Genomic DNA, 24,120 nt, shown 5'->3' with positions numbered 1-24,120 from the left:
TGTCGAGCGCAGTAATGAATCATATTTTCAGCTCCCGATGATTTGACGGTATATACCCGGCAGCGCGAGCGAGAGATGCTCCGGCCGGTTGACGATGGCGTAGCTGCCGCGACCGAACAGGTGTGACACGTACTGATGCGCCTCGCTGTCGATGGTCACGCCGAACACCCGTACCTCGTGCTGGCGCGCTTCGAGCACCGCCCGGCGGGTATCCTCGATGCCATAGCGACCCTCGTAGTAGTCGGTGTCGTTGGGCTTTCCGTCAGTAAGCAGCAGCAGCAGCCGATGCCGGTTGGGGCGTTCGGCAAGCTCCTTGGTCACGTGACGGATCGCCGGCCCCATGCGGGTGTAGTGGCCGGGCTTGAGCGCCGAGACGCGCCGGGACACCCGCTCGCTCATGGGCTCGTCGAAGGTCTTCAAGGTGTTGACCCACACCTTCTGACGCCGATGCGAGGTGAAGCAGTGGATGCTGTAGTCGTCGCCACAACCGGCCAGGCCGTGGCCCAGCACCAGCAGCGCCTCTTTGGCCACGTCGAGCACGCGGCGATCCTCCAGCCAGGCATCGGTGGAGAGCGAGACGTCGACCAGGATGGAGACGGCCAGGTCACGGGCCTGCTGGCGGGTGGCCTGGTAGAGCCGGTCGCTGGACTCGCCGGTGGCGGCCAGATCGCAGTGCGAGCGGATCACCGCATCCATGTCGAGTTCGCTGCCGTCGTACTGGCCGCGCAGGGTCTCGCGGCGTGGGCGCAGCGCCTCGAACTCGCGGCGCACGCGACGAATACGCCGCTGGGTGATGGCATCGGGCTGCCATGGCTCGCCCTCCTCGCTCTGCAGTTCGGTGTGCACCAGGCAGTGGTCGGGCAGGTAGATCTGCTTGCGGTAGTTCCACTCCGGATAGGTATGCTTGCCGCGCAGGCGTTCGCCCAGCGCCTCGTTCGGCGGCAGGTCGAGGTCGACCTTGATGCGCGTTGCCGCCCGCTGCTTGTGCGGGCTCAGGATGATCTCCTCCATCTGCTCGGCGGCGCGCTTGGCTTCCTCGTCCTCGTTGTCCTCGACCAGGCGATTGAGGTTCACCATTTCGGTCCAGGAGAGCATCTTCTCGAAGCGGTTGGCGATGAGCGGGTCGTCGCGCTCGGTCTGGTCCTGGCGCTTGCGCTCGGCCTTGCGCTTGCCGTCGCTCACCGTCTGGGCGCTGTTGGTCTCGCCCTCGTGCGGCTCTTCCTGGCTCTCGTCGCGGCCCGTACCGGTACCGAGGGCCACCACCTGCCCCCACAACGGTACCGGCAGCGGCGGACGATAGCCGCGCGGGGCATCGATTCCTTCCAGCGACAGCGACGGGTCGAGCACGGCGCGGTGCATGGCCGCCGCCCAGCCTTCCAGTACCAGCTCCTCGCCGAGCAGTGTACGTAGGGTCTGCTCCAGCGCCAGCTCCATCGGCGGCAGGTGGCGACGAGCCGGGCGCACCAGCAGCAGCGCCTGACACAGCCGGCAATAGCGCTCGGCCAGCCCGGGGAAGCGCTCGAGCGCGGCATCGCGGGCGCGAACCGCCTCGCGCAGGCGGGCCAGGTCGGCGCGCAGCGGGTCGCGCTGAGGCGCCGGCTTGCTGGCCACCGCCAGGTAGGCAACCAGCCAGAAGTAGAGATCGCGATTGAGCCCGGCATCGGGGAACAGCTCGATGCGAGGCGGCAGCAGCAAGTGCTCCTCGTCACGCCGGGCCTGGTCGATGGCTTCGTCGTCGAAGCCGAGCTTCTGACGCAGCGACAGGCGGTGGTTCGAGCTGCGCGCAACGATGGCCGCCACCTCCACACCCGCCTCGCCGCCGCTGGCGCGGAAGAACACGCCGAGTACATGGCGCATCTGCTCCATGGAAACGGCCGCTTCCGGATAGCGCTGGTAGCTGGCGGCGCCGGAAGCCCAGCGATGCCAGTGGCGACCGACGAACTCCTCGAGTTCGAGAAACTGCATAAGCGTCCTCCTGATCGACAAGGCGCTAACCAGCGCTATGGCTTTGGGGCTGATTCGGCGGCAGGCCTACGCCCCTCGCTTTCAGCCAAAGGTGGCGCGAATCGACTCTAGCAACCCTTCCTGCACGTCCAGGTCGTCGGTAAGCGGCTCGACCAGGGTGGCGCGGGTGGCTTCGAGGATCGGCATGCCGGCGCTGATCAGGGTGGCGCAGTAGACCAGCAAGCGGGTGGAGACACCTTCTTCCAGATCCTGGCCCTTGAGTTCACGCAAGCGCCCAGCCAGGTTGACCAGCGCGACGCAGCGCTCGTGGGAGAGCCCGCTCTCGCGGGCGACGATGTCGCACTCCACCCGGGGCGGCGGAAAATCGAACGACATCGCCACGAAGCGCTGGCGGGTGCTCGGCTTGAGCGACTTGAGAATGTGCTGGTAGCCGGGGTTGTAGGAGACCACCAGCATGAAATCATCCGGTGCCTCGATCAGCTCGCCGGTACGCTCCAGCGGCAGCAGACGACGGTCGTCGGTGAGCGGATGCAGCACCACGGTGACGTCCTTGCGTGCCTCGACCACCTCGTCGAGGTAGCAGATGCCACCCTCACGCACGGCGCGGGTCAGCGGGCCGTCGACCCAGCGGGTCTCGCCACCCTGCAGCAGGTAGCGGCCGGTGAGGTCGGCGGCGGTGAGGTCGTCGTGACACGACACGGTGAACAGCGGGCGGCCCAGCTTGGCCGCCATGTGACTGACGAAGCGCGTCTTGCCGCAGCCCGTCGGTCCCTTGAGCAGCAGCGGCAGGCGCTGTCGGTACGCCTGCTCGAACAGCGCGCACTCGTTGCCGGCCGGTGCGTAGTAGGGTAGGTCCCGTGCGAAGGCGGAAGCGGCCTTGGTGGCGGTAGCGGTATGAGACATGGCGATACTCCAGAGAGGAAAGGCATCCTCGGACGGGGCGGCAGGCCGCCCCGTCACTGGCTCACTCGGTAGCGACGATGGAGGGCTGCTTGACGTGAGCGCCTACCTGCTCACGGGCCGGCCCGAACACCGCGTAGAAGAACATGACGGCGGCGATGGCAACGAAGATGCCAGTGCCGAAGCGCATCACGTAGAACAGATCGAGCTGCTCCTGCACCTGCATGAAGTTCATGCCCAGTACCCGCTGCAGGTGGGTCTGGACGACACCCGCGAAGGTCAGGGTGAAGGTCATGAACCACATCGCCGAGGTCATGATCCAGAACGCCCACATGTTGAGCACCTGGTTGTAGGGCTGCACGCGACGGATCTGCGGCATGGCGTAGGTGATGATGCCCAGCAGCAGCATCACGTAGGCACCGTAGAAGGCCAGGTGGCCGTGAGCCGCGGTGATCTGGGTGCCGTGGGTGTAGTAGTTGATCCACGACAGGGTGTGCATGAAGCCCCACACGCCGGCACCGAAGAAGGCCACGGCGGCACAACCCAGGGTCCACAGCATGGCGGCCTTGTTGGGGTGGTTACGGCTGCCCTTCCAGAACATGTAGAAGGCGAACACCACCATGGCGAAGAACGGAATCACCTCGAGCGTGGAGAAGATGCTGCCGATCGGCTGCCAGTAGCCGGGGGTGCCGATCCAGTAGTAGTGGTGGCCGGTACCCAGCAGGCCGGAGAACAGCGCCAGGCCGACGATGACGTAGAGCCACTTCTCGATGATCTCGCGATCCACGCCGGTCATCTTGATCAGCAGATAGCCGAGCAGCGAGGCCATGATCAGTTCCCATACGCCCTCGACCCAGATGTGCACGATCCACCACCACCACAGCTTGTCCAGCGCCAGGTTGTCGGGGTTATAGAAGGCGAACAGCCAGAACACCGCAGCCAGCCACAGGCCCAGCATCAGCACCATGTTGATGGCGGTCTTGCGGCCCTTGAGCATGGTCATGCTGGTATTGAACAGGAACATCAGGAACGAGATCGTGATCAGCAGCTTCGACCACAGCGGCTGCTCGAGGTAGTGGCGCCCCTCGTGGATGCCGAACTGGTAGCTGATCAGCGCGCCGGCACCGGCAATGGCGAACAGCAGCAGTTGGAAGTAGGCCAGCTTGGGGCTGTGGATCTCGTTCTCCGCCTCTTCCGGCATCAGGTAGTAAGTGCTACCCATGAAGCCGATCAGGAGCCACACGATCAAGAGGTTGGTATGGCTGGTACGGGTGATGTTGAAGGGCATCGCCTCGGACATGAAGTGCGGCCACACGTAAGCTGCCGCCGCCGCCAGTCCGAAAACGATCTGTAGCGCGAACAGCGCCATGGCCAGCATGAAGAAGGGCAGGGCCACCTTCTGCGTTTCGTATTTCATCGTTCGACTCCTTGGTTCCTGGAACGCGGATCAGCCGGCCGGGTGCGGTGGCCAGTCCTGGGTATTGATGGAATCGGTCCACTCCAGGAAATCGATCAGGCCCGCCATTTCTTCGTCGTTGATGTCGTGCGCAGGCATCTGGCGACGCCCGGGCGCGCCGGTGGGCTGGGCATTCATCCACGCTTTAAGCGCCATGCGCGCACCTTCGGGGTTGTCGCGCCCGCCATAGCGAGTCCAGACATTGCCGATCTCGGGCGCGAAATAGGAGCCTTCGCCGAGAATGGTGTGGCAGTTGATGCAGTTATGCTCTTCCCATACGTGCTTGCCCAGGCGCACGGAGTCCGACATGGGCTGGGTCGAGGTGTTGACGATGTAGAAATGACTGTGAGCCGTCAGCGCGGCAAACAGCAGGAAAAAGAATAGCGAGCCCCCGTAAAAGATATTACGGGCCGCCGCCTTGGTGAGGCCTTCGGTCATGGGCCTTTCCCCCTCGCTCTTGTGGCACATTCGGGACCCGCGACCGAAGTCGTCCAGCCCCACCCTTATAACAAGCATTTTTAATACTTATTTAGAGTAGCCCCAGTGCCACTACGTGACATTGACCTTCGTCAAAGAGGAGGGGAAGAAGCGTGCCGAAGGGGAAAGCGCCCCCTCAAACAGGCACGAAGAACAGCGGATCCTTGGTCATGGCCGTACCCATGATGTAAACGAACACCACGATGGCGGCCAGCGCGGCCAGGCCACGCGTCATCGGGGTACGTCCACGCTTGATCGCCACGGTGCCGAGCAGGATGTAGGCGAGCAGGCCCAGCAGCTTGGCAGCGAGCCACGGGTGCTGCTGTGGCCACATGGAGAGCATCGTCATCAGGGTTAAGCCAAGCACCAGCAGCAGGGTGTCGTTGACGTGAGGCAGGATCCTCACCCAGCGCCGCTGCAGCAGCGAGATCTCGCGCACCGACCACCAGGCGCGCACGATGAAGAAGGTAATGCTCAGCACCGCGGTGGTCATGTGCAGGTGCTTGATCGGGGCGTAGTATTCGATCATCGACTGGCTCCGGCTATCCCTGCTGCCCGTCCACACGGGCACGCAATAGCGGTAGCGTATAGTGAAACAGGAAGATGAGATAGGCGATGCACCAGAACAGGATGCTCAGATTGTAGATCCAGTGAGTGATCTGCGGGAAGGCGGCGAGCACGGGTGAGCGCAGCAGGGCCGCAGCGAACATCAACCCCAGCCCCACGCCGATGCCCGGCAGGGTGCGGATCGCCCGCCCGGTGTGGCCGAGCGAGACCCGCGCCATCATCGCCAGCATCATGGCGCCGATGCCGCCGATGGCCAGGGCATGCAGGGCCAGCTCAACGCGGAAGGCACCCATCAGCGCCATGGCCCACATCGCCAGACCGACCGGCACGAAGGCATAGCTCAGGTGCAGGCCCCATAGCAGCGGCTCGCGCAGGGTGAGATGGCCCTCCCAGCGCCCCAGACGAATCAGGCTGGCCGCCGCCGCGACCAGCATCACCGTTGCCTGCAGCACGCCCGGTACCGCCACGCCTAGCAGAACGACGAGTTGCAACAGCACCACCGCCAGCACCGAGCCCAGGGTCAGCTTCTCCAGCAGCGGGATCGGTGCCGGCTGCGGCCGCCCCAGCTTGCGCGAGGTGAAGAAGGGAATCACCCGCCCACCCAGCAGCACCATCAGCACCGCGATCAATAGTACGCCGAGATACCCCCCTTCACGGATCAGCGCCAGCTTGCCTTGGGCCACACCCAGGTGTATGGCCAGGTTGGCCGTGGCCAGCAACAGCAGCACCGGCACGAACACCAGGTTGCGCCACAGCTTCGCTGCCACCACCAGGCGCGCCATGACCAGCGCCGCCAGCGGTAGGAAGGCAACATCAAGCACGATCAGCAGCCATATCGGCAGCCCCATGGGAAACGCCAGGCTGATTCTGGCCGCCAGCCACAGCGCCACCAGGCCAAGCAGCGGCGCACCGCTCAGGCTCGGCCGTCCGGTCCAGTTCTGCACTGCGGTGAGCAGGAAGCCGACCACCACGGCGGCGCCGAAGCCGAAGATCATCTCGTGCTGGTGCCACCACATCAGCCCACCGTGGGGGCGCAGCAGGATGTCGCCGTGCCAGAACGCGAACCACACCACCATGGCCAGCACGCTGAACAGCGACGCCAGCAGGAAAAACGGACGAAATGCCAGCCGCGCCAGGGGCAGGCGCGGCTGGTTGGAAGCGGGGGAAGCGGTGTTCATGGCGGCATACCCGACTTGAATGCTTGGATAAAGGCATTATGGCGAGTCGCGCCAGGCAGCTTCTATGACCAGTATCAAGAATGCTTCTTTTTAATCATCCGCGCGGCCAATGATCGTTCAGTGGCTCGTGCCTTCCTCGTACTGCGTCTTGTTCCACACATTGTACTTGCCGGAGGGCTTCCTCATCGGCATGCGCCCCAGCTCCTCCAGGGTGTTGGCGTCGAGCCACAGCAGGTAGCCGTCGTCGTCCCACACGCTCAGCAGCAGGGTCTCGCCGCGGCGGTCGAACTCCACGTGGGCGGCGGTCTTCCCCGGCTCGGGAATCAGCGTCTCGACGATCTCCAGGCTCTGCTTGTCGATCACGTGGATGCGATCGTGGTTGGGACCGAAGAAGACATCGACCCAGGCGTAGGGCGAGTTTTCGTGGCTGCGCATGAAGAAGCCGGGACCGTCGGTTTCGATATGCGTGATCAACGACCAGTCGGTCATGTCGAAGACCGAGACCTGCCCCTTGTCGATGTGCGGCATCGCCATCACCCGACGACCGTCCAGCTCCCAGGTGATCCCGGCGCCCAGGTGCGGCATGCCCTCCAGCGGCAGCTCGGCCACCTTGACCTCTTCGTCCATGTCGAACACCTGCCCGCCCTTGCCACCGCGGGCGGCACCGACCAAGTAGCGGTACTCCATGTCGAAGAAGAAGTCGTCGAGGTAGTCCGGCGCCTCCATGCGGTGCAGGGCGAAGTCGCCGACCAGCGCCTCGTCGCCGGCGGCACGCTCCTCGGGCCAGCGGATCTCCCATACCTCGGGGATGTCGCGCAGGGCGGCGACGAAGCTGTTGCGTGGCGGTGCCGTATAGACGGCGCTGACCCGCGAGGTCTCGCCGTTGAGCCCTTCCACCGGAATGGAAGCGATCAGTTCCAGGTTGCGCGCGTCCAGCAGCACCAGGGTGTGAGGCAGGTAGTTGCCGGCCAGCACGTAGTTACCGTCGGCGGACACCGCGATGTTGCGCATGTTGATGCCGGCACGCACCTCGGCGGTCACTTCGAGGTTGTAGATGTCGTACTTGGTCACCCAGCCGTCACGAGAGCCGAAGTAGACGTAGCGGCCGTCCGGCGTGTACTTGGGCCCACCATGCAGCGCATAGCGGCTGGGAAAGCGAGCGATGCGCTCGAACTTGTCGCCGTCGAGCAGGCTGACGTGGTGATCGCCGATCTCCACGACGAGAAAGAGGTTCTTGAGATCCTCGACCTCGAATACCGGCTCGTCGGGCAGGCTACCGTAAGGGTGGGTCACCACGTGGCTGGCCAGGATGTCCTCTTCGGTCCAGCTCGGCTCGAACTCCGGTGGCTCGTAGATCCACTCGGCCAGGACGGCGATCTCCTCTTCATCGAGCAACGCTCCGTAGCCCTGCATCTGGGTGGCGGGGCGGCCATCACGGATCACCTCGACGGCCTCGGTGCGCTTGAGTCGCGAGAGGTTGTCGGGCAGCAGCGCGGGGCCAATGCCGCCCAGGCGGCTGACGCCGTGGCAGATGGCGCAGTGGTGGTTGTAGAGCATGTTGGCGTCGGGCGCATCGGCCTGCGCCATCGATGCGGCCGAAAATGCCAGGCCCAGCATGGCACCGAACAGCGACAGGACGCACCTCATACGACCAGCCTCCGCACGTCCATCGGCGCCACGTCGTGCCGTGTCATCGTCGTCATGCCGGCCCCCAGGGTATCGGCGAGGCGTACCACTTCGCCCACCACGATCAGGGTCGGCGGCTTGAGTTCCTCGCGTTCGATCGTTGCCACCAGTTCCCCCAGAGTGGTCAGCACGTTGCGCTGTTCGGGAGTGGTTCCTCGTTCCACCAGCGCCACCGGGTGCCCCGCCGGTAGGCCGTGGCGCTGCAGCTCGGTACTGATCAAGGCGGCATTGGCCAAGCCCATGTAGAACACCGCGGTATGGTGAGGCACCGCCAGCGCAGCCCAGTCCAATGTCAACTCGCCGTCGGCCTTGGCGTGGCCGGTGACGAAGGTCACGCTCTGGGCATGGTCGCGGTGGGTGAGAGGGAAGCCCGCGTAGGTGGAGCAGCCCGAGGCCGAGGTGATGCCCGGCACCACGCGAAAGCCGATGCCGCACTCGATCAGGTGCTCGGCTTCCTCGCCGCCACGGCCGAAAATGTAGGGATCGCCGCCCTTGAGCCGCAGCACCCGCCGGCCCTCGCGGGCCAGTTTCACCAGCAGGGCGTTGGTCTCCTCCTGGGGCAACGAGTGATGGCTCGAGGCCTTGCCCACGTAGTAGCGCCGTGCCTCAGGATGGGCCAGTGCCAATACCTCCTCGGACACCAGGCGGTCGAACACCAGGCAGTCGGCCTGCTGCAGCAGCGACAGGGCGCGCAGGGTGAGCAGGCCCGGATCGCCGGGGCCGGCGCCAACGATGGCGACCTCGCCGGGCGCCAGCGGTGCCTCGTCGTGGGCGAAACTCAGGTGTCGCGAATGGCGGTGTGCGGTCATTGTCGGCCTCTCCCCGAAGCGTCAAACGGTCTTTTTTTCGTGTTCCGGTCTTGTGTCCCGAGGCCTACAGTTCGATGGCCTGAATCGTGTCGAAGGGGGCGGCTACGCGGCGCTGTCGACTTGGCTCGACGCCGATCTCCTCATTGCTGAGGTAGCAGCCGGGGTCCTCCTCCCAGGGGTCCCCGGTGACCTTCCATGCCCTCACCCGGGTATTGCCGTTGCAGATCGCCAGATAGCGACACGCGGCGCAGCGTCCCTTGAGCGGTCGCGGACGCTGACGGAAGCCCTGCATCAGCTCGTCCTGGCTGTCGCGCCAGATCTCAGAGAACGGCCGCTGGCGCACGTTGCCGATGGCGTGGTCCCACCAGAAGGTGTCGGGGTGCACGGTGCCCAGGTTGTCGATGTTGGCGATGTACTCCCCCGAGGCGTTGCCTCCCCAGTCGATCAGACGCCGCTCCAGCGCCTCGGCCCGGTCGGGGAAGTGCTCGCGCGCCCACATCAGCAGGAAGGGACCGTCGGCGTCGTTATTGCCGGTGACGTACTCGCGCTCGACGCCGCGCTCGAGTTCGGCACGGCAATGGTCGAACAGCCGGGTCATGGCGTCACGGGTCATCCGGTACCAGGCGTCCTGCTTACGGTGGCGATGGCCGCGCCCGCCGTAGTTGAGGTGCGAGAGGTAGAACTTGTCGACGTCATGCTCCTCGATCAGCGCCAGGATGGCGTCGAGCTGTTCGTAGTTATGCTGGGTCAGGGTGAAGCGCAGCCCCACCTTGATACCGTGCTGCTTGCACAGCTTCACCGCATGCATCGATTCGCGAAACGCCCCCTGGCGGCGGCGGAACTCGTCGTGGGTGGCCTCCAGGCCGTCGATGCTGATGCCCACGTAGTCGTAGCCGCACTCGGCGATGCGCGCGATGTTGTGCTCGTCGATCAGGGTGCCGTTGGTGGAGAGCCCGGTATAGATGCCGAGCCCCTTGGCACGCCGGGATATCTCGAAGATGTCGGGCCGCATCAACGGCTCGCCACCGGAGAGGATCAGCGCCGGTACGCGGAAGCGCTTCAAGTCGTCGAGCACACCGAAAACCTCGTCGGTGGAAAGCTCGCCCGTGAAGTCGATGTCCGCCGAGACGGTATAGCAATGCTTGCAGGTCAGGTTGCAGCGCCGGATCAGGTTCCAGATCACCACCGGGCCGGGAGGCTTGGGCGGCACGGCACCGGTTTCCCCTCCTTGGGGCGTGGGCTCGAGCAGCGATTTGACGTAGCGGGTGACGCGGAACATGGAAACCTCCTCTGGCGCGGCGCAGGCCTCAGCGCGGCGGACCGGGCCGGCGGGCGAGGCGCAGGCCGGTCTTCTTGAGAATGCGGGAGCTGTACAGGATGCGGTGGTCGCGGCAGGCCTCGCCGAGCCGCTCGCGCAGCGCCTCGGCCTGACGCTCGACCTCGGCCTGGTTCTTGCCGTGCAGCATCACGAACAAGTTGTAGGGCCACTCGGGCAGGTGGCGCGGGCGGCGGTAACAGTGGCTCACGCCGGGTATGGCCGCCACTTCGCGCCCCAGCCGCTCGATATGGGCATCGTCCACGTCCCATACGGACATGCCGTTGGCCACGTAGCCCAGCCGGTAGTGGTTGGGCACCGCGGCGATACGGCGGATCACCCCGCTCGCCTGCATACGCCGCATGCGCGCCAGCACCTCGTTGCCGGCCAGGCCCAGCGGCTTGCCCACCGTCCCCCAGGGGTCCGGCACCAGCGGCAACCCAGCCTGGGTGGCCAACACGATGGCCCGGTCGAGTTCGTCCAGTCCGCTCGCCGGTGCGACAGCGTTCGACGGCTCAGACGGGCAGGTGGAGACGGACATGGAATTCCTCCTGCTTGGGCATGTTGAACACGGCAAGGCCGGTGGCGGCCTCGATCGCCGCGATCACTTCGCCGATGCGCTCAGGGGTCTCGGTGGCCAGCACGAACCACATGTTGAGGCGATGCTCACGACGGTAGTTGTGAGCCACCTCGGGAAAGGCATTGACCAAAGCGGTGATCCGCTCGAAATCGGCTTCCGGCACTTCCAGCGCGGCCAGGGTCAGCCCGCCCCCCAGCCGTTCGGCGTGATACATGGGGCCGAAGCGGCTCAGCACGCCGGCTTCCAGCAGCCGCTCGAGGCGGTAGAGCAGTTCCCCTTCGGAGAGAGAAAGCTCGGCTGCCACGGCGGCATAAGGCGACTCGACCAGCGGCAGCCCGTTCTGCAGGCGATTGACGATGCCCCGGTCGACAGCATCGAGTTCGGCCGGCTCGGGCCAGTGGCGGCGGGCACTCATGGTTGCGTCTCTCGGGTGTAGCGGCCACCGCACTGCTTGTAGGCCTTGAGGCTGAACAGCACGCGGTGGGGAACATCCTGCAGGCCATGACGCTCGACGATAGCGTCGAGTACCGTCAGCACCCGCTCGCGCCGGGTGCCGTGGATCATGCAGAACAAATTGTAGGGCCATGCCGGAGGGCACCGCCGACGGCGGTAGCAAAGCGTCACGGCAGGCTCCGCCGCCAGCCGCCGGCCTACCTCGGCCACGGCGGTGTCGGGCAGGTCCCACACCACCATGGCGTTGGCGCGAATGCCCAGGGCGTGGTGCCTGACCACCAGTCCCAAGCGCTTGATCAGCCCTTCCCGCTGCCAGCGCTCGACCCAGGCGAGCACCTCATCCTCGCTCATGCCGCACTGCCCGGCCAGCGTCCGCCACGGGCGCTCGGTCAGCGGCAGGCCCGCTTCGAGCAACGAACGCAGGCGCTGGGGAGATGCACTCATGCGGGGAGCGGTGGCGGTCGAGGTCAGGCCGTTCATGACGCCTCCAGCTCGTTCCAGGGGATCGGGAAGCCGAGATCGATGTGGTACCCCTCGATCATCGGCAGGCGCAGCAGCGGCCAGCCCAGTTCCTCCTCCAGCGCCTCCAGTCGAGCCTCGAGCTGGTTCTCGTCGGCCGCGGTCATCACGAACCAGAGGTTGTAGTCGTGTTCTCTTGCGTAGTTGTGATTGACGCCGGGGGAGCGGTTGATTGCCGCCGCCATTTCGTCACGCTCGGCCTCGGGCACCGCGACCGCTGCCAGCAGGCTGGCGCCAGCGCGGGCATGGTCGAACACCGGCCCCACCCGGCTCAGCACCTGGCTCTGCTGCAACAGCTGGAGCCGCTCGATCACCTGAGCCTCGCTCACACCCAAGCGCTCGGCCATGGCGGCGAAGGGCCGCTCGCAGAGTGGCAGGCCGCGCTGATAGGTATCGATGAGGCGTCGGTCGAGTGCGTCGAGTTCAGCCATGGGCAGGTACCAGGCAAGACGATGGAGGCATGATCTTAAGCGGTATCTTACATGCCACATCAGTCCTGAAAGCCGTCATCAGACGTGCCGTTGACGCAAGTCAAAAGTCGCGAGCGACTTGCCATGCGCTTGATGACGGTCAAGGCGAGCCCTTTCTCCGAGCGGGACACTGCGGCGACGGCTCGCTCTCCGCGATGCCGATAGACAAGCTGCCGCCGAGGTCTTCGATGAAGCTGCCGGCCCTGTTACCGCTGCTCTGTGCCGCCTTGGCCCTACCGGCCATGGCGGGCGGCGACGAGCTTGGCCCCGAACGCCGGGCCGAGCTGGAAACCCTGCTCTACCAGGACTGCGGCTCCTGCCACGGCATGACCCTGCGTGGCGGACTTGGCCCGGCCTTGGCCCGCGATCGTATGCAGGGCTTCAGCCCCGAGGCGCTCGCCCACATCATCCAGCACGGCATTCCCGGCAGCGCCATGCCGGGCTGGAAAGCCCTGCTCAGCGACGCCGAGGCACGCTGGATCGCCGATCACCTGCGTACCGACAATCGCCTGGAAACCCTGGCCGACTGATCCCGAGGAGACCGAGATGCCGCTGCCCTACCCCTTCAAGCCCCTGGTCGCCGCCAGTGCTCTGGCCCTGCTGCTCATCGGACAAGCCCTGGCCGAGGCACCTGGCGGGGCGCTACGAGGTACCGGCGACCTCGGCGTGGTCATCGAGCGCGCCAGCGGCAGCGTGGCGCTGGTCGACACCAGCCGCCGCGAGGTGCTGCGCCACGTCGAGGGCTTCGGCGATCTCTCCCACGCCTCGGTGAAGTTCACCCGCGATGCGCGCTACGCCTTCGTCTTCGGCCGCGACGGCGGCCTGACCAAGCTCGACCTGCTCACCGGCGAGATCGCCGGGCGTATCATCCAGGGCGGCAACAGCATCGGCGGCGCCATCTCCCAGGACGGCCGCTTCGTGGCGGTGGGCAACTACGAACCGGGCGGGGTGAAGGTGTTCGATACCGAGACCATGGAACTCGTCATCGACGTACCGGCCACCTACGAAAAATCCGATGGCAGCAGCGCCCAGGCCAAGGTGGTGGGGGTGGTGGACGTGCCGGGCAACATGTTCGTCTTCAGCCTGTTCGAGGCCGGCGAGATCTGGACGCTAGACATGTCGCAGGACGAGCCTGAGCTGAGCAAGTTCCGTGACGTGGGCAGCATGCCCTACGATGCCCTGATCACCCCCAACGGCCGCTACTACATCGCCGGCCTGTTCGGCGAGGACGGCATGGCCCTGCTCGACCTATGGCATCCGGAAAGCGGCGTGCAGCGCATCCTGCCCGACTACGGCCAGGGCGAGGAGCGCTTGCCGGTGTACAAGATGCCCCATCTCGAGGGCTGGGCCATGGCCGGCGACCGGGCCTTCTTCCCCGCGGTGGGACGCAACGAGGTGCTGGTGGCCGATACCACCGACTGGTCGTTGACCCATCGCATCGGGGTTCACGGACAGCCGATCTTCGTCATGAGCCGCCCCGACGAACGCCAGGTATGGGTCACCTTCGCTCACCCGCTCAACGACAAGGTGCAGGTGATCGACACCCAGACCCTGGAGGTGATCGAGACCCTCGAACCCGGCGAATCGATCCTGCACAAGGAGTTCACCCCCCGCGGCGAGCACATCTGGATCTCGGCCCGCGACAGCAACCAGGTGGTGGTCTACGACACCCGCACCTTCGAGGAGTTGGCCAGGCTGCCGGCAGAGTCCCCGAGTGGGATCTTCTTTACCCACCGGGCACACCAAATCGGGCTGTAGCGCCCTCGATAGTTGTGCCCCGATCGTCATCCACCACGCCAGGGCCCCAGGTCATGCGACCCGGGCCCTGTCACGTTCGCCGTACGATCAGTAGACCTCATGCATGGAGTTGTAGACGTTGAACTTGCCGGTAGGCGTCACCAGCCGTTCGTCCTTGATCACCGCCTTGAGACTGCGGGTGGCGTCATCGACCACCACCAGTGCCGAGGTGGCGTTCATGTCGTTCCAGACCGAGAACCACACCTCATCGCCGGCCCGGTTGTACTCGGGCTGCACGACGCGCTTGGGTCCTTGACCGAGATCGGCCCAATCGGCGATCGGCAACACCTCGAACCCCGCCTCCAGATCATTGATATCGAATACCGCCACGCTCTGGCTGATGCTCTCGTCGGGGTTGAACGTCGTATCCACATAGAGGTTACTCGACTCGGGGTGGGTCTTGATGAACAGCGAACCACCGCCCTGGCCGTGCAAGCTACGCACCACTTGCCAAGCCTGCTGTGGATGCGCTTCCGGGTCGGTACCGATCAGTTGGATGGTGTCGTCGCCCAGGTGACTGGTAGCCCATACCGGGCCGAACTCAGGATCAACGAAGTTGGCGCCGCGCCCCGGATGCGGGGTGCGCCCCACATCGACCAGCGCTTCCAGTTTGCGCTCCTCGGTATCGATGACCGCCACCTTGTTGGACTCATTGGCGGCAGTCATGAAATAGCGCAGCGAGCGATCGAAGCCACCATCGTGAAGATAGGGTGCCGCGTCGATTTCGACGGTCTCGAGGGCATTGAGGTTCGCGTAGTTGACCAGCAACACCTTGCCGGTCTCCTTGACGTTAACGATGAACTCGGGGTGCTTCTGCGAGGCGACGATAGCGGCAACACGCGGCTCGGGATGATATTCCAACTCATCGACGGTCATGCCGCGGGTGGAAACGATCTTGAGCGGTTCCAGTGTCTGGCCATCCATAATCACGTAGTGGGGCGGCCAGTATGCGCCGGCGATGACGTACTCGTCCTCATAGCCCCGGTAGCGCGAGACCTCCACGGAGCGAGCCTCCATGCCGATCTTGATCTCAGCCACGGTCTCGGGCTCTTCCATCCATAGGTCAATCATATTGATCGCCCCGTCACGTCCGATCACCAGCAGGTAACGCCCCGAGGCGGAAATCCGTGAGATGTGCACGGCATAACCCGTGTCGAGCAGCTTGACGATCTCCTTGCTGTCGCCGTCGATGAGCGCAATCTGCCCGGCATCGCGCAAGGTAACGGAGAATAGATTATCGAGATTGAGGTCATTCTGCGGCTCGGTGGGGCGCGCCTCGGGCGGAATGTGCACCACCCGGCTCGCCTCCATGGCCGCTTTGCCATATTCGGGCGGTTGCGGCGGCTCGTGCATGATGTAGCGGGTCATGATGTCGATCTCATCCTCGGTCAACTCTCCCGAGGTCCCCCAGTTTGGCATACCGGCAGGCGAACCGTAGGTGATGAAGGTGCTGAGGTAGGCTTCGCCGCGCTGCTGGGTAATCTCCGGCGTCAACGGCTTGCCGGTTGCTCCCTTGCGCAGCACGCCGTGGCAACCGGCGCAGCGTTGAAAGTAGAGTTCAGTAGCGCGCTGAAACTCCGCTTCCGTCATGTCGGGAGCACCGGGAGCCGTGACTCTGTTCGCTGAGCCTGTCTCAAGCGCCGTGTCAGCACCATGGTCGGTACCTCTGGCGCCGTTGGGGTGTTCATCTTGAGCGCCGGCCTGACCGGTCGCCAGTGCCGCAGCCGTTACGGCTACCGCCAGTACGGTGCGAATCAGCCTATTGTCCATTCGTCATTCCTCATGCCTGTCCAATATTCATGATGACTGCCCACAGCCACAATCAATGAAGCCAGCCATTGAAATACGGCGATGCGTCTGCCGATCTCATCAGGAGGAAGGAAAGGTTCGCTCTCCGGCGACTCCGCTTGCTCTTCTCTTTTAATAAAAACCGCCTGTAATGCTCACAAATTCGATGAATTACTGGCGATTATCTTCCTACAAAGGCCGGATTAAATGGACATGTTGTCGCACCAAAAAGCAGATATAAATCCAACATGACATACATCAAACAGGATGATCTCCTACCCATTTTTGGATATTGATTGGCTGCCTAACATCGCATCGACCAATCAAAATTGGTTGATATACATCAATGGAGAATCCCTCATCGCCGACGAGGAGTCGCTCATCATCAACGAGGGATGAGCTACGAAAATCCGCAAGTTTTTAATGCAATCGAGACAAGCCCTGGCAATTGCCAGGGCCGAAAGAGGGCGTATGATAGGCAGCCGTTGTCATCCAACCACCGAGGCCGAATGGCGGTAGACTCAGCGCGTAACCCGCAGCGGCACCTTTGAGTAGCCGCCGGCAGGAAACCGAGCCCTAATGGCTGGTTCATCCGGTATCAGGGCCAAGTGCACGGTATCGGCAAGCAGTGCTTCCATGATCAGGCGCAGCTCCATGCGCGCCAGCGGCGCGCCGGGACAGACATGGATACCGGCGCCATAAAGCAGGTTGGTCTCCGCATCCCGATCCAGCCGGAACTCATCCGGATCGCCGAATACGGCCTCGTCGCGGTTGGCTGCCCCCCACAGAAGCGTGAGCTTCTCCCCCGCCTCCAGGCGCCGCCCCCCGATCATCACGGGTTTCGTCGTAACCCTGCGATTGGACATTAACGGCGCATCGAGCCTCAGGATCTCGTCGATGGCAGCCGGCAGCAGCTCCGGCTCGCCGCGTAGCCTTGCCTGTAGATTGGGATGCTCGGCCAGGTAGCGCACCAGAATTCCCACACTGGCCGCTATCGTCCCCAGTTCCCCTACCGTCCAGTTCCGGATGATGCTGACAATCTCCTCGTCCCGTAGTGGCCGGTCCTCTACGATTTCACGCAGCAAGCGAGTCGTCACATCGTCAGGGGCGGCCGCTCCCGCGGTCCGTCGGGTATCGAGCAGTTCCCGAATCACACCGTCGAACTCCAGTGCCAATTTTCCCAGGCGCTCCCGGTCTCCCGCCAAGGTGGCGTTATGCTGTTGCCGAATCCAGTCGCGCAGGGGCTCGTGTAAACTCGATGGCCAACCCATGAAAGCGCACTGAATCTCGAGAGCAAAGCTCTGGCCCAGTTCAGCCATTGCCTCGACCTCGCCCGTTTGCGGCAGCCGCGCCACCATGCTCTCGGCGATCTCTCGACACTGTGGCTCGAACAATGCCATCGCTTCGGGACTGAAATACGGTTCGACCAGCCGTCGAAATCGCGTATGTTCCGGCGGATCCATGGCGTTGGGCACGGAGAGATGACGACTGGCGGCATTGCTGAAAGTCTCGTGATCCGTGAGTACCCGCATCACGTCTTCATGGCGAAATAGCGACCACTGCAGGTAGTCGCTGTAGGCCACAGGGCAACGGCGACGCATCTCATCATAAGCAGCCATCTGGTCGCGTTGCACCGAATCGGCTCGTGGGTCCCAGTCATGCGAATCAGGGGCGAAAAGGTCGGTCATGATGTCTCCTCCGCTCGGCACTATGAATGAGGCAACTCGGGCCAGCCCGGCAAGGTGAACTCTTCCTGCAGATGGCGCAGTTCCGGCTGATGCTCCTTCGCCACCCGCTCCGCGAGCTGCGCTCCCTTGGGTAGCAGGTGCACTTCGCTATGCCGACGATCGATCCGCCCCGATCGACGCTCCACCAGGGCCAGCTGCTCGCAGCGATCGACTAGCATCACGGTTCCGTGATGCTTGGCTTGCAGGCGCTCGGCAAGTTCGCCCACCGTGGCCCACTCACGTTCCTCGAACCCCTTCAGATGCAGCAACAACTGGTACTGGAGTGACGTCAATCCATGTCGGCGGCAAATTTCCTCGCTCTCACGCAGAAAGCAACGCAACCGATAACGGAAGTGAGAGAGGCGTTCGAAATCCCGCTTGGTCAACGCTTCGGCATCTGTCTCCCGGCCGGCGTACTTCCGCATCATCGTGCTCCTTGACAGGTTATGGCTCCAAGGCTAGAAAATATCATGCTGTGATATAAAAAAATTGACCGTGAGCATTTCATGAACCTTTCGAGCCTTCTTCGACTCCCTTTCTCGCGAGGCGGCTGGCAGCAGCTGCGCCGCGAGCGCCCTTCCCTCAACGCATTGATCCTTCGCGTCGTACTGCCGCTGTCGCTGCTGCCGCCGGTCATGCTGCACTACGCCATCCATCAGCACGGCGATACCCTGCTCACCGGTCTGGCCGAACGCCCCTGGGCCATCATCGCCCCGGCACTGTTCACCGCCGAGCTGCTCACCTTCCTGATCATGGGCTGGCTGATCCATGGCGTGGCGAATGCCCACCGCCTGCGACTCAGCCATGGCGACGCCTATCTGCTGGCGGCCCTGGCCCCGCTGCCGCTGTGGTTCTCCTCGTTGACGCTGTTCGTTCCCGACATGATCTTCATCGTCGGCGGTGTGCTGCTGGCGATGGCGGTGTCATGCGGGCTGATCTACCACGGCCTGCAGGCGCTATGCGAGCGCGAGGAACACGACGTCATGGCGATGTCTGCCACCTATGCGGTGATGGCCTTCGGGCTGATGGCCTGGGGGGTACTATTGGCCCTGGTCTGGGCTTTGTAAGCAAACCCACTTCCGCATGACCCTCATCAAAAGTCCTTTCCGCGTAGTCGACTAGCATGGTCGGGTTTACCCAGACTGCGAGGAGAGCGACATGGAGCTCGTCTGCCCGGCCGGCAACCTGCCGGCCCTGAAGCGGGCGGTGGATGAAGGCGCCGATGCCGTCTACTTCGGCTTCCAGAACGCCACCAACGCCCGGCAGTTCGCCGGCCTCAATTTCACCGACAAACGCGCCCGCGAAGGCATCGACTACGCCCATGCCCGCGGCAAGAAAGTGTTCTGCGCCATCAACACCTATCCACAGCCCGACGGCTGGACCCAGTGGACCCGCGCCGTGGACCAGGCCGCCGGGCTCGGCGTCGACGCCCTGATCATGGCCGATATGGGCCTGCTCGACTACGCCGCCCGGCGCTACCCCGATCTCGCCCGCCACCTTTCGGTGCAAGGTTCGGCCACCAGCCATGAGGCCTTGCGCTTCTACCACGACCAGTTCGGCATCAAGCGCGCCGTGCTGCCACGGGTGCTCTCCATTACCCAGGTGCGCGACCTGGCCAAGCAGAGCCCGGTGGAGCTCGAGGTGTTCGCCTTCGGCAGCCTGTGCATCATGGCCGAGGGGCGCTGCTACCTGTCGTCGTATCTCACCGGCGAATCGCCCAACACACGCGGCGTCTGCTCGCCGGCGGCCCACGTGCGCTGGGAGGAGACACCGCGGGGGCTGGAGTCACGCCTTAACGGCGTGCTGATCGACCGCTATGGCGATGGCGAGCGTGCCGGCTACCCGACCCTGTGCAAGGGGCGTTTCGAAGTCGCTGGCGAGACCTATCACGCCATCGAGGAGCCCACCAGCCTCAACACCCTGGAGCTGCTGCCGGAGCTGCGTGAGCTGGGAATCAGCGCGGTGAAGATCGAGGGCCGCCAGCGCAGCCCCGCCTACGTGTCGAAGGTGGCCGGCATCTGGCGCCAGGCGCTGGATCGCCTGGAACGCGCACCCGAGCGCTTCCACCCCGACCCCGCCTGGATGGCCGGCCTCGGTGAGGTCTCCGAAGGCGCCACCACCACCCTGGGCGCCTACGAACGCCGCTGGAAATAGGAGGTTTCATGTCATCCGATTCCCTGCAGCTCGCCCTGGGCCCGGTGCTGTTCTACTGGACCCGCGAGCGCTACGCCGACTTCTACCGCGAGGCCGCCGACTGGCCGGTGGAGATCATCACCCTGGGCGAATCCGTCTGCTCGCGTCGTCGCGACATGAAGCTCGACGACTGGCTCGGCATCGGTCGCGAGCTGGCCCAGAGCGGCAAGCAAGTGGTGTTGGCGAGCCAGACCCTGATCGAGTCCGAGGCCGACCTGCGCGACCTGCGCAAGCTGTGCGACAACGGCGAGTTCACCGTCGAGGCCAACGACCAGAGCGCATTGCAGCGCCTGGCCGCCGCCGGCCTGCCCTTCGTCGCCGGGGCGGCGCTGAACCTCTACAACCCCGCCGCCATCGGCGTGATGGCCCGGGCCGGCATGCAGCGCTGGCAGGCGCCGGTGGAGATGTCCCGCGACGATCTCGCCCGCCTGCTCGCCGATTGCACAGCCGAGGGACTCGAGCAGCCCTGCGAGGTATTCGCCTACGGCCACCTGCCGCTGGCCTGGTCATCGCGCTGCTTCACGGCCCGGCGCCACCAGAAGCCCAAGGACCGCTGTATGTTCGTGTGCCAGAAATACCCCGAAGGTCTGGCACTGCGCACTCAAGAGGCGTCCAAGGAAGTGTTCACTCTCAATGGCATCCAGACCCTCTCCGGCGCCTGCCAGGACCTGCGCCACGAGATCAGCGACATGGCCGCAATGGGCGTGGCGGTGGCGCGCCTGAGCCCGAGGGCCGAAGGCATGGCCGAGGTAGTCGCTGCCTTCGACGCCGCTCGCCATGGCAAGCTGCCCGCCGCCGACCCGCTAGCCCTGGTCGAAGCCGAGGTCTGTGACGGCTACTGGCACGGCCGCCCGGGTATGGACAATACCCGGCTGCACGTCTAACCGCCGAATGAGCGCTTTTGCGCCTGTATTCGAACCCCGCCGACCGGCGGGGTTCGTCGTTCCCCGAGGTTCCAACTGGCCTTTTTCTGACCTGGGTCATGTTCTCTCGCTGCCGAAGGCACTAGCCTTCACACACCATATGTTGTGTATCGACACATCGAAAGGCAGCACATATAGGGAGATTACGGTGAACGCCCCCACAAGCCAGGCCAGTCCGCGCCGCATCGACGTCGCCTCGACCGTCAATGAATACCTCGAACGTGCCGACTGGCGCGTGCACGCCAACGCCAACCAGGGCTACTCCCTGGGTGGGCTGATCCTCAACGTCTCGGGCAAGCTGATCGCCAACTACTGGCTCGACGAGGTCTACCCGGCCGAGGTCGGCGCCGCCCATCGCGAGGGCGACCTGCACATTCACGATCTCGACATGCTGTGCGGCTACTGCGCCGGCTGGTCGCTGCGCCAGCTCTTGATCGAGGGCTTCAACGGCGTGCCCGGGCGCGCCGAGAGCGGCCCGCCGCGCCACCTCTCCAGCGCCCTGGGGCAGATGGTCAACTTCCTCGGCACACTGCAGAACGAGTGGGCCGGCGCCCAGGCCTTCAGTTCCTTCGATACCTATCTCGCGCCCTACGTGCGCAAGGACGGCCTCGACTTTGCCGCGGTGAGGCAGGCTATCCAGGAGTTCATCTACAACCTCAACGTGCCGTCGCGCTGGGGCAGCCAGACGCCCTTCACCAATCTCACCTTCGACTGGGTGTGCCCGGCGGACCTGCGCGACCAGGTGCCTATCGTCGGCGGCGAGGAGCAGCCCTTCACCTACGGCGAGCTGCAGGCGGAGATGGACCTGCTCAACCGCGCCTACCTGGAAGTGATGGAAGCCGGTGACCGCCAGGGCCGGGTGTTCACCTTCCCCATCCCCACCTACAACATCACCCCGGATTTCGACTGGGAGAGCGACAACGCCGAGCGGCTGTTCGCGCTGACCGCCAAGTACGGCCTGCCCTACTTCCAGAACTTTCTCAACTCCGACCTGGAGCCGCACATGGTGCGCTCCATGTGCTGCCGCCTGCAGCTCGACCTCTCCGAGCTGCTCAAGCGTGGCAACGGCCTGTTCGGCAGCGCCGAGCAGACCGGCTCGCTGGGCGTGGTGACGCTCAACTGCGCGCGGCTGGGCTACCGCTTCGCCGGCGACCGGGCGGGGCTGCTTCGCGAGCTCGACCGCTTGCTGGCACTGGGCCGCGACAGCCTGGAGCTCAAGCGCGAGCGCATCCAGCAGTGGATGGATGAAGGGCTCTACCCCTTTACCCAGCGCTATCTGGGCACCCTGCGCAATCACTTCTCGACGCTGGGCGTGAACGGGCTCAACGAGATGGTGCGCAACTTCTCCGACGACCGCTACGACATCACCGCCCCCGAGGGGCGCCAGCTCGCCCTGGAGGTGCTCGACCACGTGCGCGCCAGGATGCAGGAGTTCCAGGCCGAGACTGGCCATCTCTACAACCTGGAGGCGACCCCGGCGGAGGGCACCACCTATCGCTTCGCCCGCGCCGACGCCGAGCGCTTCCCGGGCATTTTGCAGGCGGGCACGCCGGAGGCGCCCTACTACACCAACTCGAGCCAGCTGCCGGTGGGGCACACCGACGACCCCTTCGAGGCGCTGATCCACCAGGACCCGCTGCAGACCCGCTACACCGGCGGCACCGTGCTGCACCTCTACATGCGTGAGCGGCTCTCCAGCGCCACCGCTTGTCGCAAGCTCGTGCACACCGCGCTGTCGCGCTTCCGCCTGCCCTACATCACCGTGACGCCGACCTTCTCGATCTGCCCGGTGCACGGCTACTTGGCCGGCGAACACGAATTCTGCCCGAAGTGCGACGAAGCACTGCTGGCAAGACGCGCCGCGGCCGTACCGGCCTGAGCGTTTTCTCAACCGCTGCAACCCCAACCACTGCAAGGAGCCAAACCATGACGAACGTCGATACCCTGCCCACCGAACAACGCCAGCGCTGCGAAGTATGGACCCGCGTGATGGGCTACCACCGCCCGGTCAGCCAGTTCAACGTCGGCAAGCGCGCCGAGCATCGCGAGCGCCGGCATTTCACCGAGCGGGCCGCCGACCTGACGCCCTGACTGCCTGACCTGCCGGGCCCCGTGCCCGGCATTCACACCCCAAGCCGAGGAGCCCCTCATGATCGCCACTGACCTCGACCCGCCCGCCCTCGCGCCTCTCGACGGCATCCGCCTGCCCATTGCCGGCCTGACCCAGATGACCACCCTGGACTATCCGGATCACCTGGCCTGCGTGGTGTTCCTGCAGGGCTGCCCGCTGCGCTGCGGCTACTGCCACAACGGCCACATGATGCCGCCGCGCCGCGGCGACGAGAGCGAATGGCAGGCGGTACGGGAGTTCCTGGAGAACCGCCGGGGGCTGCTCGAGGCGGTGGTGTTCAGCGGCGGCGAGCCGACCCTGCACAACGCCCTGCCGGCGGCGGTACGCGAGGTGAAGGCGATGGGCTTCAAGGTCGGCTTGCATACCGCCGGCCCCTACCCGGCACGGCTCTCGCGGCTACTGCCGTGGCTCGACTGGGTGGGGCTCGACGTGAAGGGACGCGGAGGCGACTTCGACCGCATCTGCGGACGCCCCGGCATCTGGCAGCGCAACAGCCAGAGCCTGACGGCGCTGCTCGACGGCGGCATCGATTTCGAATGCCGCACCACCGTGCATTGGCGCGACTTCTCATTGGCCGAGGTGGAACGCCTGGCGCTGACCCTGGCCGACTGCGGCGTGCGCCGCTACGCCATCCAGGTGGCCCGCACCCGTCAATGCCTCGACCCGGCCTACTGCCAGCCGGTGGAGAATGCCCCGCCGCGGGCGGTGCTCGCCGGGCTGGTCAGGCGCTTGGGGCCGCACTTCGAGCGCATCGAGCTGCGGGATTAGCCTTCAAAGCCCCAGATTCTCCGGCCCAAACGCATCGGGCAGAAGTTGCTCCATGGTGTAGCGCTTGAGCAGCCTGCCCTCGGCGTCGACCACGTGAATGAGGGTCTCGGCGTCAGCGAATTCACGGATGCGCTGGCGACAGTCGCCGCAGGGCGAGCATAGGTGCTCACCGGGACCGATCACGTAGACGTGACGCAGACGTCGCTCGCCAGCGCTGATCATGGCGGCGATGGCCGAGGCCTCGGCGCACAGCCCCTTGTAGTGTGCCACCTCGACGTTGGCGCCGACGTAGTGCGCGCCGCTCTCGCTTTCCACCAGCGCGCCCACCGGATGTTGCGAGTACGGTGCGTACGCGTTACCGCGGACCGCGATCAATGCGCCGACGATGACCGGGTCGACGGTGTCTCTCATGCCAGCG

The 24,120-nt window shown here is 64.9% G+C and carries 25 protein-coding genes; 8 read left to right on the top strand and 17 right to left on the bottom strand.

The genetic code is table 11. The features are described 5' to 3' along the window. Positions 1 to 27 precede the first annotated feature (27 nt). The 13 genes from HOP51_RS17240 to HOP51_RS17180 all read right to left on the bottom strand — a co-directional run bounded on the left by HOP51_RS17240 (position 28) and on the right by HOP51_RS17180 (position 12,336). Positions 28 to 1,965, bottom strand: coding sequence for a nitric oxide reductase activation protein NorD (locus HOP51_RS17240; protein ID WP_234275151.1), 1,938 nt, complete (start codon positions 1,963 to 1,965; stop codon positions 28 to 30). 81 nt (positions 1,966 to 2,046) lie between these two features. Further along, positions 2,047 to 2,868 (bottom strand): CbbQ/NirQ/NorQ/GpvN family protein, encoded by an 822-nt coding sequence (locus HOP51_RS17235; RefSeq protein ID WP_234275150.1) that lies wholly within the window; start codon positions 2,866 to 2,868, stop codon positions 2,047 to 2,049. A 61-nt stretch (positions 2,869 to 2,929) separates the two neighbouring features. Then, positions 2,930 to 4,282, bottom strand: a complete 1,353-nt coding sequence (locus tag HOP51_RS17230; protein ID WP_234275149.1) for a cbb3-type cytochrome c oxidase subunit I — start codon at positions 4,280 to 4,282, stop codon at positions 2,930 to 2,932. A 30-nt stretch (positions 4,283 to 4,312) separates the two neighbouring features. Next, positions 4,313 to 4,759, bottom strand: coding sequence for a c-type cytochrome (locus HOP51_RS17225; protein WP_234275148.1), 447 nt, complete (start codon positions 4,757 to 4,759; stop codon positions 4,313 to 4,315). A gap of 175 nt (positions 4,760 to 4,934) precedes the next feature. Then, on the bottom strand, positions 4,935 to 5,327 hold the full coding sequence (locus HOP51_RS17220; RefSeq protein ID WP_234275147.1) for a SirB2 family protein: 393 nt from the start codon (positions 5,325 to 5,327) through the stop codon (positions 4,935 to 4,937). 13 nt (positions 5,328 to 5,340) lie between these two features. Then, on the bottom strand, positions 5,341 to 6,543 hold the full coding sequence (locus HOP51_RS17215) for an NnrS family protein (RefSeq protein WP_234275146.1): 1,203 nt from the start codon (positions 6,541 to 6,543) through the stop codon (positions 5,341 to 5,343). 117 nt (positions 6,544 to 6,660) lie between these two features. Further along, positions 6,661 to 8,190 (bottom strand): nitrite reductase, encoded by a 1,530-nt coding sequence (locus tag HOP51_RS17210; RefSeq protein WP_234275145.1) that lies wholly within the window; start codon positions 8,188 to 8,190, stop codon positions 6,661 to 6,663. Beyond that, entirely contained in the window at positions 8,187 to 9,038 is an 852-nt protein-coding gene (gene cobA, locus HOP51_RS17205; protein WP_234275144.1) for a uroporphyrinogen-III C-methyltransferase, read from the bottom strand. The genes HOP51_RS17210 and cobA overlap by 4 nt, the downstream gene beginning before the upstream one ends. A gap of 64 nt (positions 9,039 to 9,102) precedes the next feature. Next, a complete protein-coding gene (gene nirJ, locus HOP51_RS17200) occupies positions 9,103 to 10,317 on the bottom strand; it encodes a heme d1 biosynthesis radical SAM protein NirJ (RefSeq protein WP_234275143.1) in 1,215 nt (404 codons plus the stop codon). Between the two features lie 28 nt (positions 10,318 to 10,345). Further along, positions 10,346 to 10,894: a siroheme decarboxylase subunit beta gene (ahbB, locus tag HOP51_RS17195; protein ID WP_234275142.1), complete on the bottom strand. Its 549-nt coding sequence runs from the start codon at positions 10,892 to 10,894 to the stop codon at positions 10,346 to 10,348. Then, a complete protein-coding gene (locus HOP51_RS17190) occupies positions 10,869 to 11,348 on the bottom strand; it encodes an AsnC family transcriptional regulator (protein WP_234275141.1) in 480 nt (159 codons plus the stop codon). The genes ahbB (HOP51_RS17195) and HOP51_RS17190 overlap by 26 nt, the downstream gene beginning before the upstream one ends. Next, a complete protein-coding gene (gene ahbB / locus HOP51_RS17185; protein ID WP_234275140.1) occupies positions 11,345 to 11,866 on the bottom strand; it encodes a siroheme decarboxylase subunit beta in 522 nt (173 codons plus the stop codon). Before ahbB (HOP51_RS17185) ends, HOP51_RS17190 begins: the two co-directional genes overlap by 4 nt. Beyond that, a complete protein-coding gene (locus HOP51_RS17180; RefSeq protein WP_234275139.1) occupies positions 11,863 to 12,336 on the bottom strand; it encodes an AsnC family transcriptional regulator in 474 nt (157 codons plus the stop codon). The genes ahbB (HOP51_RS17185) and HOP51_RS17180 overlap by 4 nt, the downstream gene beginning before the upstream one ends. A 227-nt stretch (positions 12,337 to 12,563) precedes the next feature. Here HOP51_RS17180 and HOP51_RS17175 point away from each other — a divergent pair, with 227 nt between their 5' ends. Next, a complete protein-coding gene (locus HOP51_RS17175) occupies positions 12,564 to 12,905 on the top strand; it encodes a c-type cytochrome (protein WP_234275138.1) in 342 nt (113 codons plus the stop codon). A 16-nt stretch (positions 12,906 to 12,921) separates the two neighbouring features. After that, entirely contained in the window at positions 12,922 to 14,133 is a 1,212-nt protein-coding gene (locus tag HOP51_RS17170) for a cytochrome D1 domain-containing protein (RefSeq protein ID WP_276574362.1), read from the top strand. Positions 14,134 to 14,220: 87 nt separating this feature from the next. On the opposite strand, the gene HOP51_RS17165 is transcribed toward HOP51_RS17170, so the two are convergent. The 3 genes from HOP51_RS17165 to HOP51_RS17155 form a co-directional block, all read right to left on the bottom strand. Further along, on the bottom strand, positions 14,221 to 15,942 hold the full coding sequence (locus HOP51_RS17165) for a nitrite reductase (protein ID WP_234275137.1): 1,722 nt from the start codon (positions 15,940 to 15,942) through the stop codon (positions 14,221 to 14,223). Between the two features lie 539 nt (positions 15,943 to 16,481). Next, positions 16,482 to 17,648 carry a cytochrome P450 gene (locus HOP51_RS17160; protein ID WP_234275136.1) on the bottom strand — a complete coding sequence of 389 codons (1,167 nt, stop codon included), beginning with the start codon at positions 17,646 to 17,648 and terminating at the stop codon, positions 16,482 to 16,484. Positions 17,649 to 17,668: 20 nt separating this feature from the next. Continuing rightward, positions 17,669 to 18,115, bottom strand: a complete 447-nt coding sequence (locus HOP51_RS17155) for a MarR family winged helix-turn-helix transcriptional regulator (RefSeq protein WP_228716951.1) — start codon at positions 18,113 to 18,115, stop codon at positions 17,669 to 17,671. 78 nt (positions 18,116 to 18,193) lie between these two features. Between HOP51_RS17155 and HOP51_RS17150 the strand changes: the two genes are divergently transcribed. The 6 genes from HOP51_RS17150 to HOP51_RS17125 all read left to right on the top strand — a co-directional run bounded on the left by HOP51_RS17150 (position 18,194) and on the right by HOP51_RS17125 (position 23,702). Beyond that, on the top strand, positions 18,194 to 18,754 hold the full coding sequence (locus tag HOP51_RS17150; protein ID WP_234275135.1) for a YIP1 family protein: 561 nt from the start codon (positions 18,194 to 18,196) through the stop codon (positions 18,752 to 18,754). A gap of 91 nt (positions 18,755 to 18,845) precedes the next feature. Continuing rightward, positions 18,846 to 19,841 carry a ubiquinone anaerobic biosynthesis protein UbiU gene (ubiU, locus tag HOP51_RS17145; protein WP_234275134.1) on the top strand — a complete coding sequence of 332 codons (996 nt, stop codon included), beginning with the start codon at positions 18,846 to 18,848 and terminating at the stop codon, positions 19,839 to 19,841. A gap of 8 nt (positions 19,842 to 19,849) precedes the next feature. Continuing rightward, a complete protein-coding gene (locus tag HOP51_RS17140; protein ID WP_234275133.1) occupies positions 19,850 to 20,764 on the top strand; it encodes a U32 family peptidase in 915 nt (304 codons plus the stop codon). A 187-nt stretch (positions 20,765 to 20,951) separates the two neighbouring features. Further along, positions 20,952 to 22,682 (top strand): ribonucleoside triphosphate reductase, encoded by a 1,731-nt coding sequence (locus HOP51_RS17135; protein WP_234275132.1) that lies wholly within the window; start codon positions 20,952 to 20,954, stop codon positions 22,680 to 22,682. A 47-nt stretch (positions 22,683 to 22,729) separates the two neighbouring features. Further along, complete coding sequence (nrdD, locus tag HOP51_RS17130; protein ID WP_234275131.1) at positions 22,730 to 22,894, top strand: anaerobic ribonucleoside-triphosphate reductase; 165 nt, start codon at positions 22,730 to 22,732, stop codon at positions 22,892 to 22,894. A 58-nt stretch (positions 22,895 to 22,952) separates the two neighbouring features. Continuing rightward, a complete protein-coding gene (locus HOP51_RS17125; protein WP_234275130.1) occupies positions 22,953 to 23,702 on the top strand; it encodes an anaerobic ribonucleoside-triphosphate reductase activating protein in 750 nt (249 codons plus the stop codon). 3 nt (positions 23,703 to 23,705) lie between these two features. Here the strand turns inward: HOP51_RS17125 and cdd are convergent, their stop codons facing one another. Then, positions 23,706 to 24,113: a cytidine deaminase gene (cdd, locus tag HOP51_RS17120; protein WP_234275129.1), complete on the bottom strand. Its 408-nt coding sequence runs from the start codon at positions 24,111 to 24,113 to the stop codon at positions 23,706 to 23,708. Positions 24,114 to 24,120: the final 7 nt, after the last annotated feature.

The organism is Billgrantia zhangzhouensis (assembly GCF_021404465.1).
GTDB classification, from domain to species: Bacteria; Pseudomonadota; Gammaproteobacteria; order Pseudomonadales; family Halomonadaceae; genus Halomonas; species Halomonas zhangzhouensis.
This window is presented reverse-complemented; position numbering and strand designations above follow the sequence as displayed.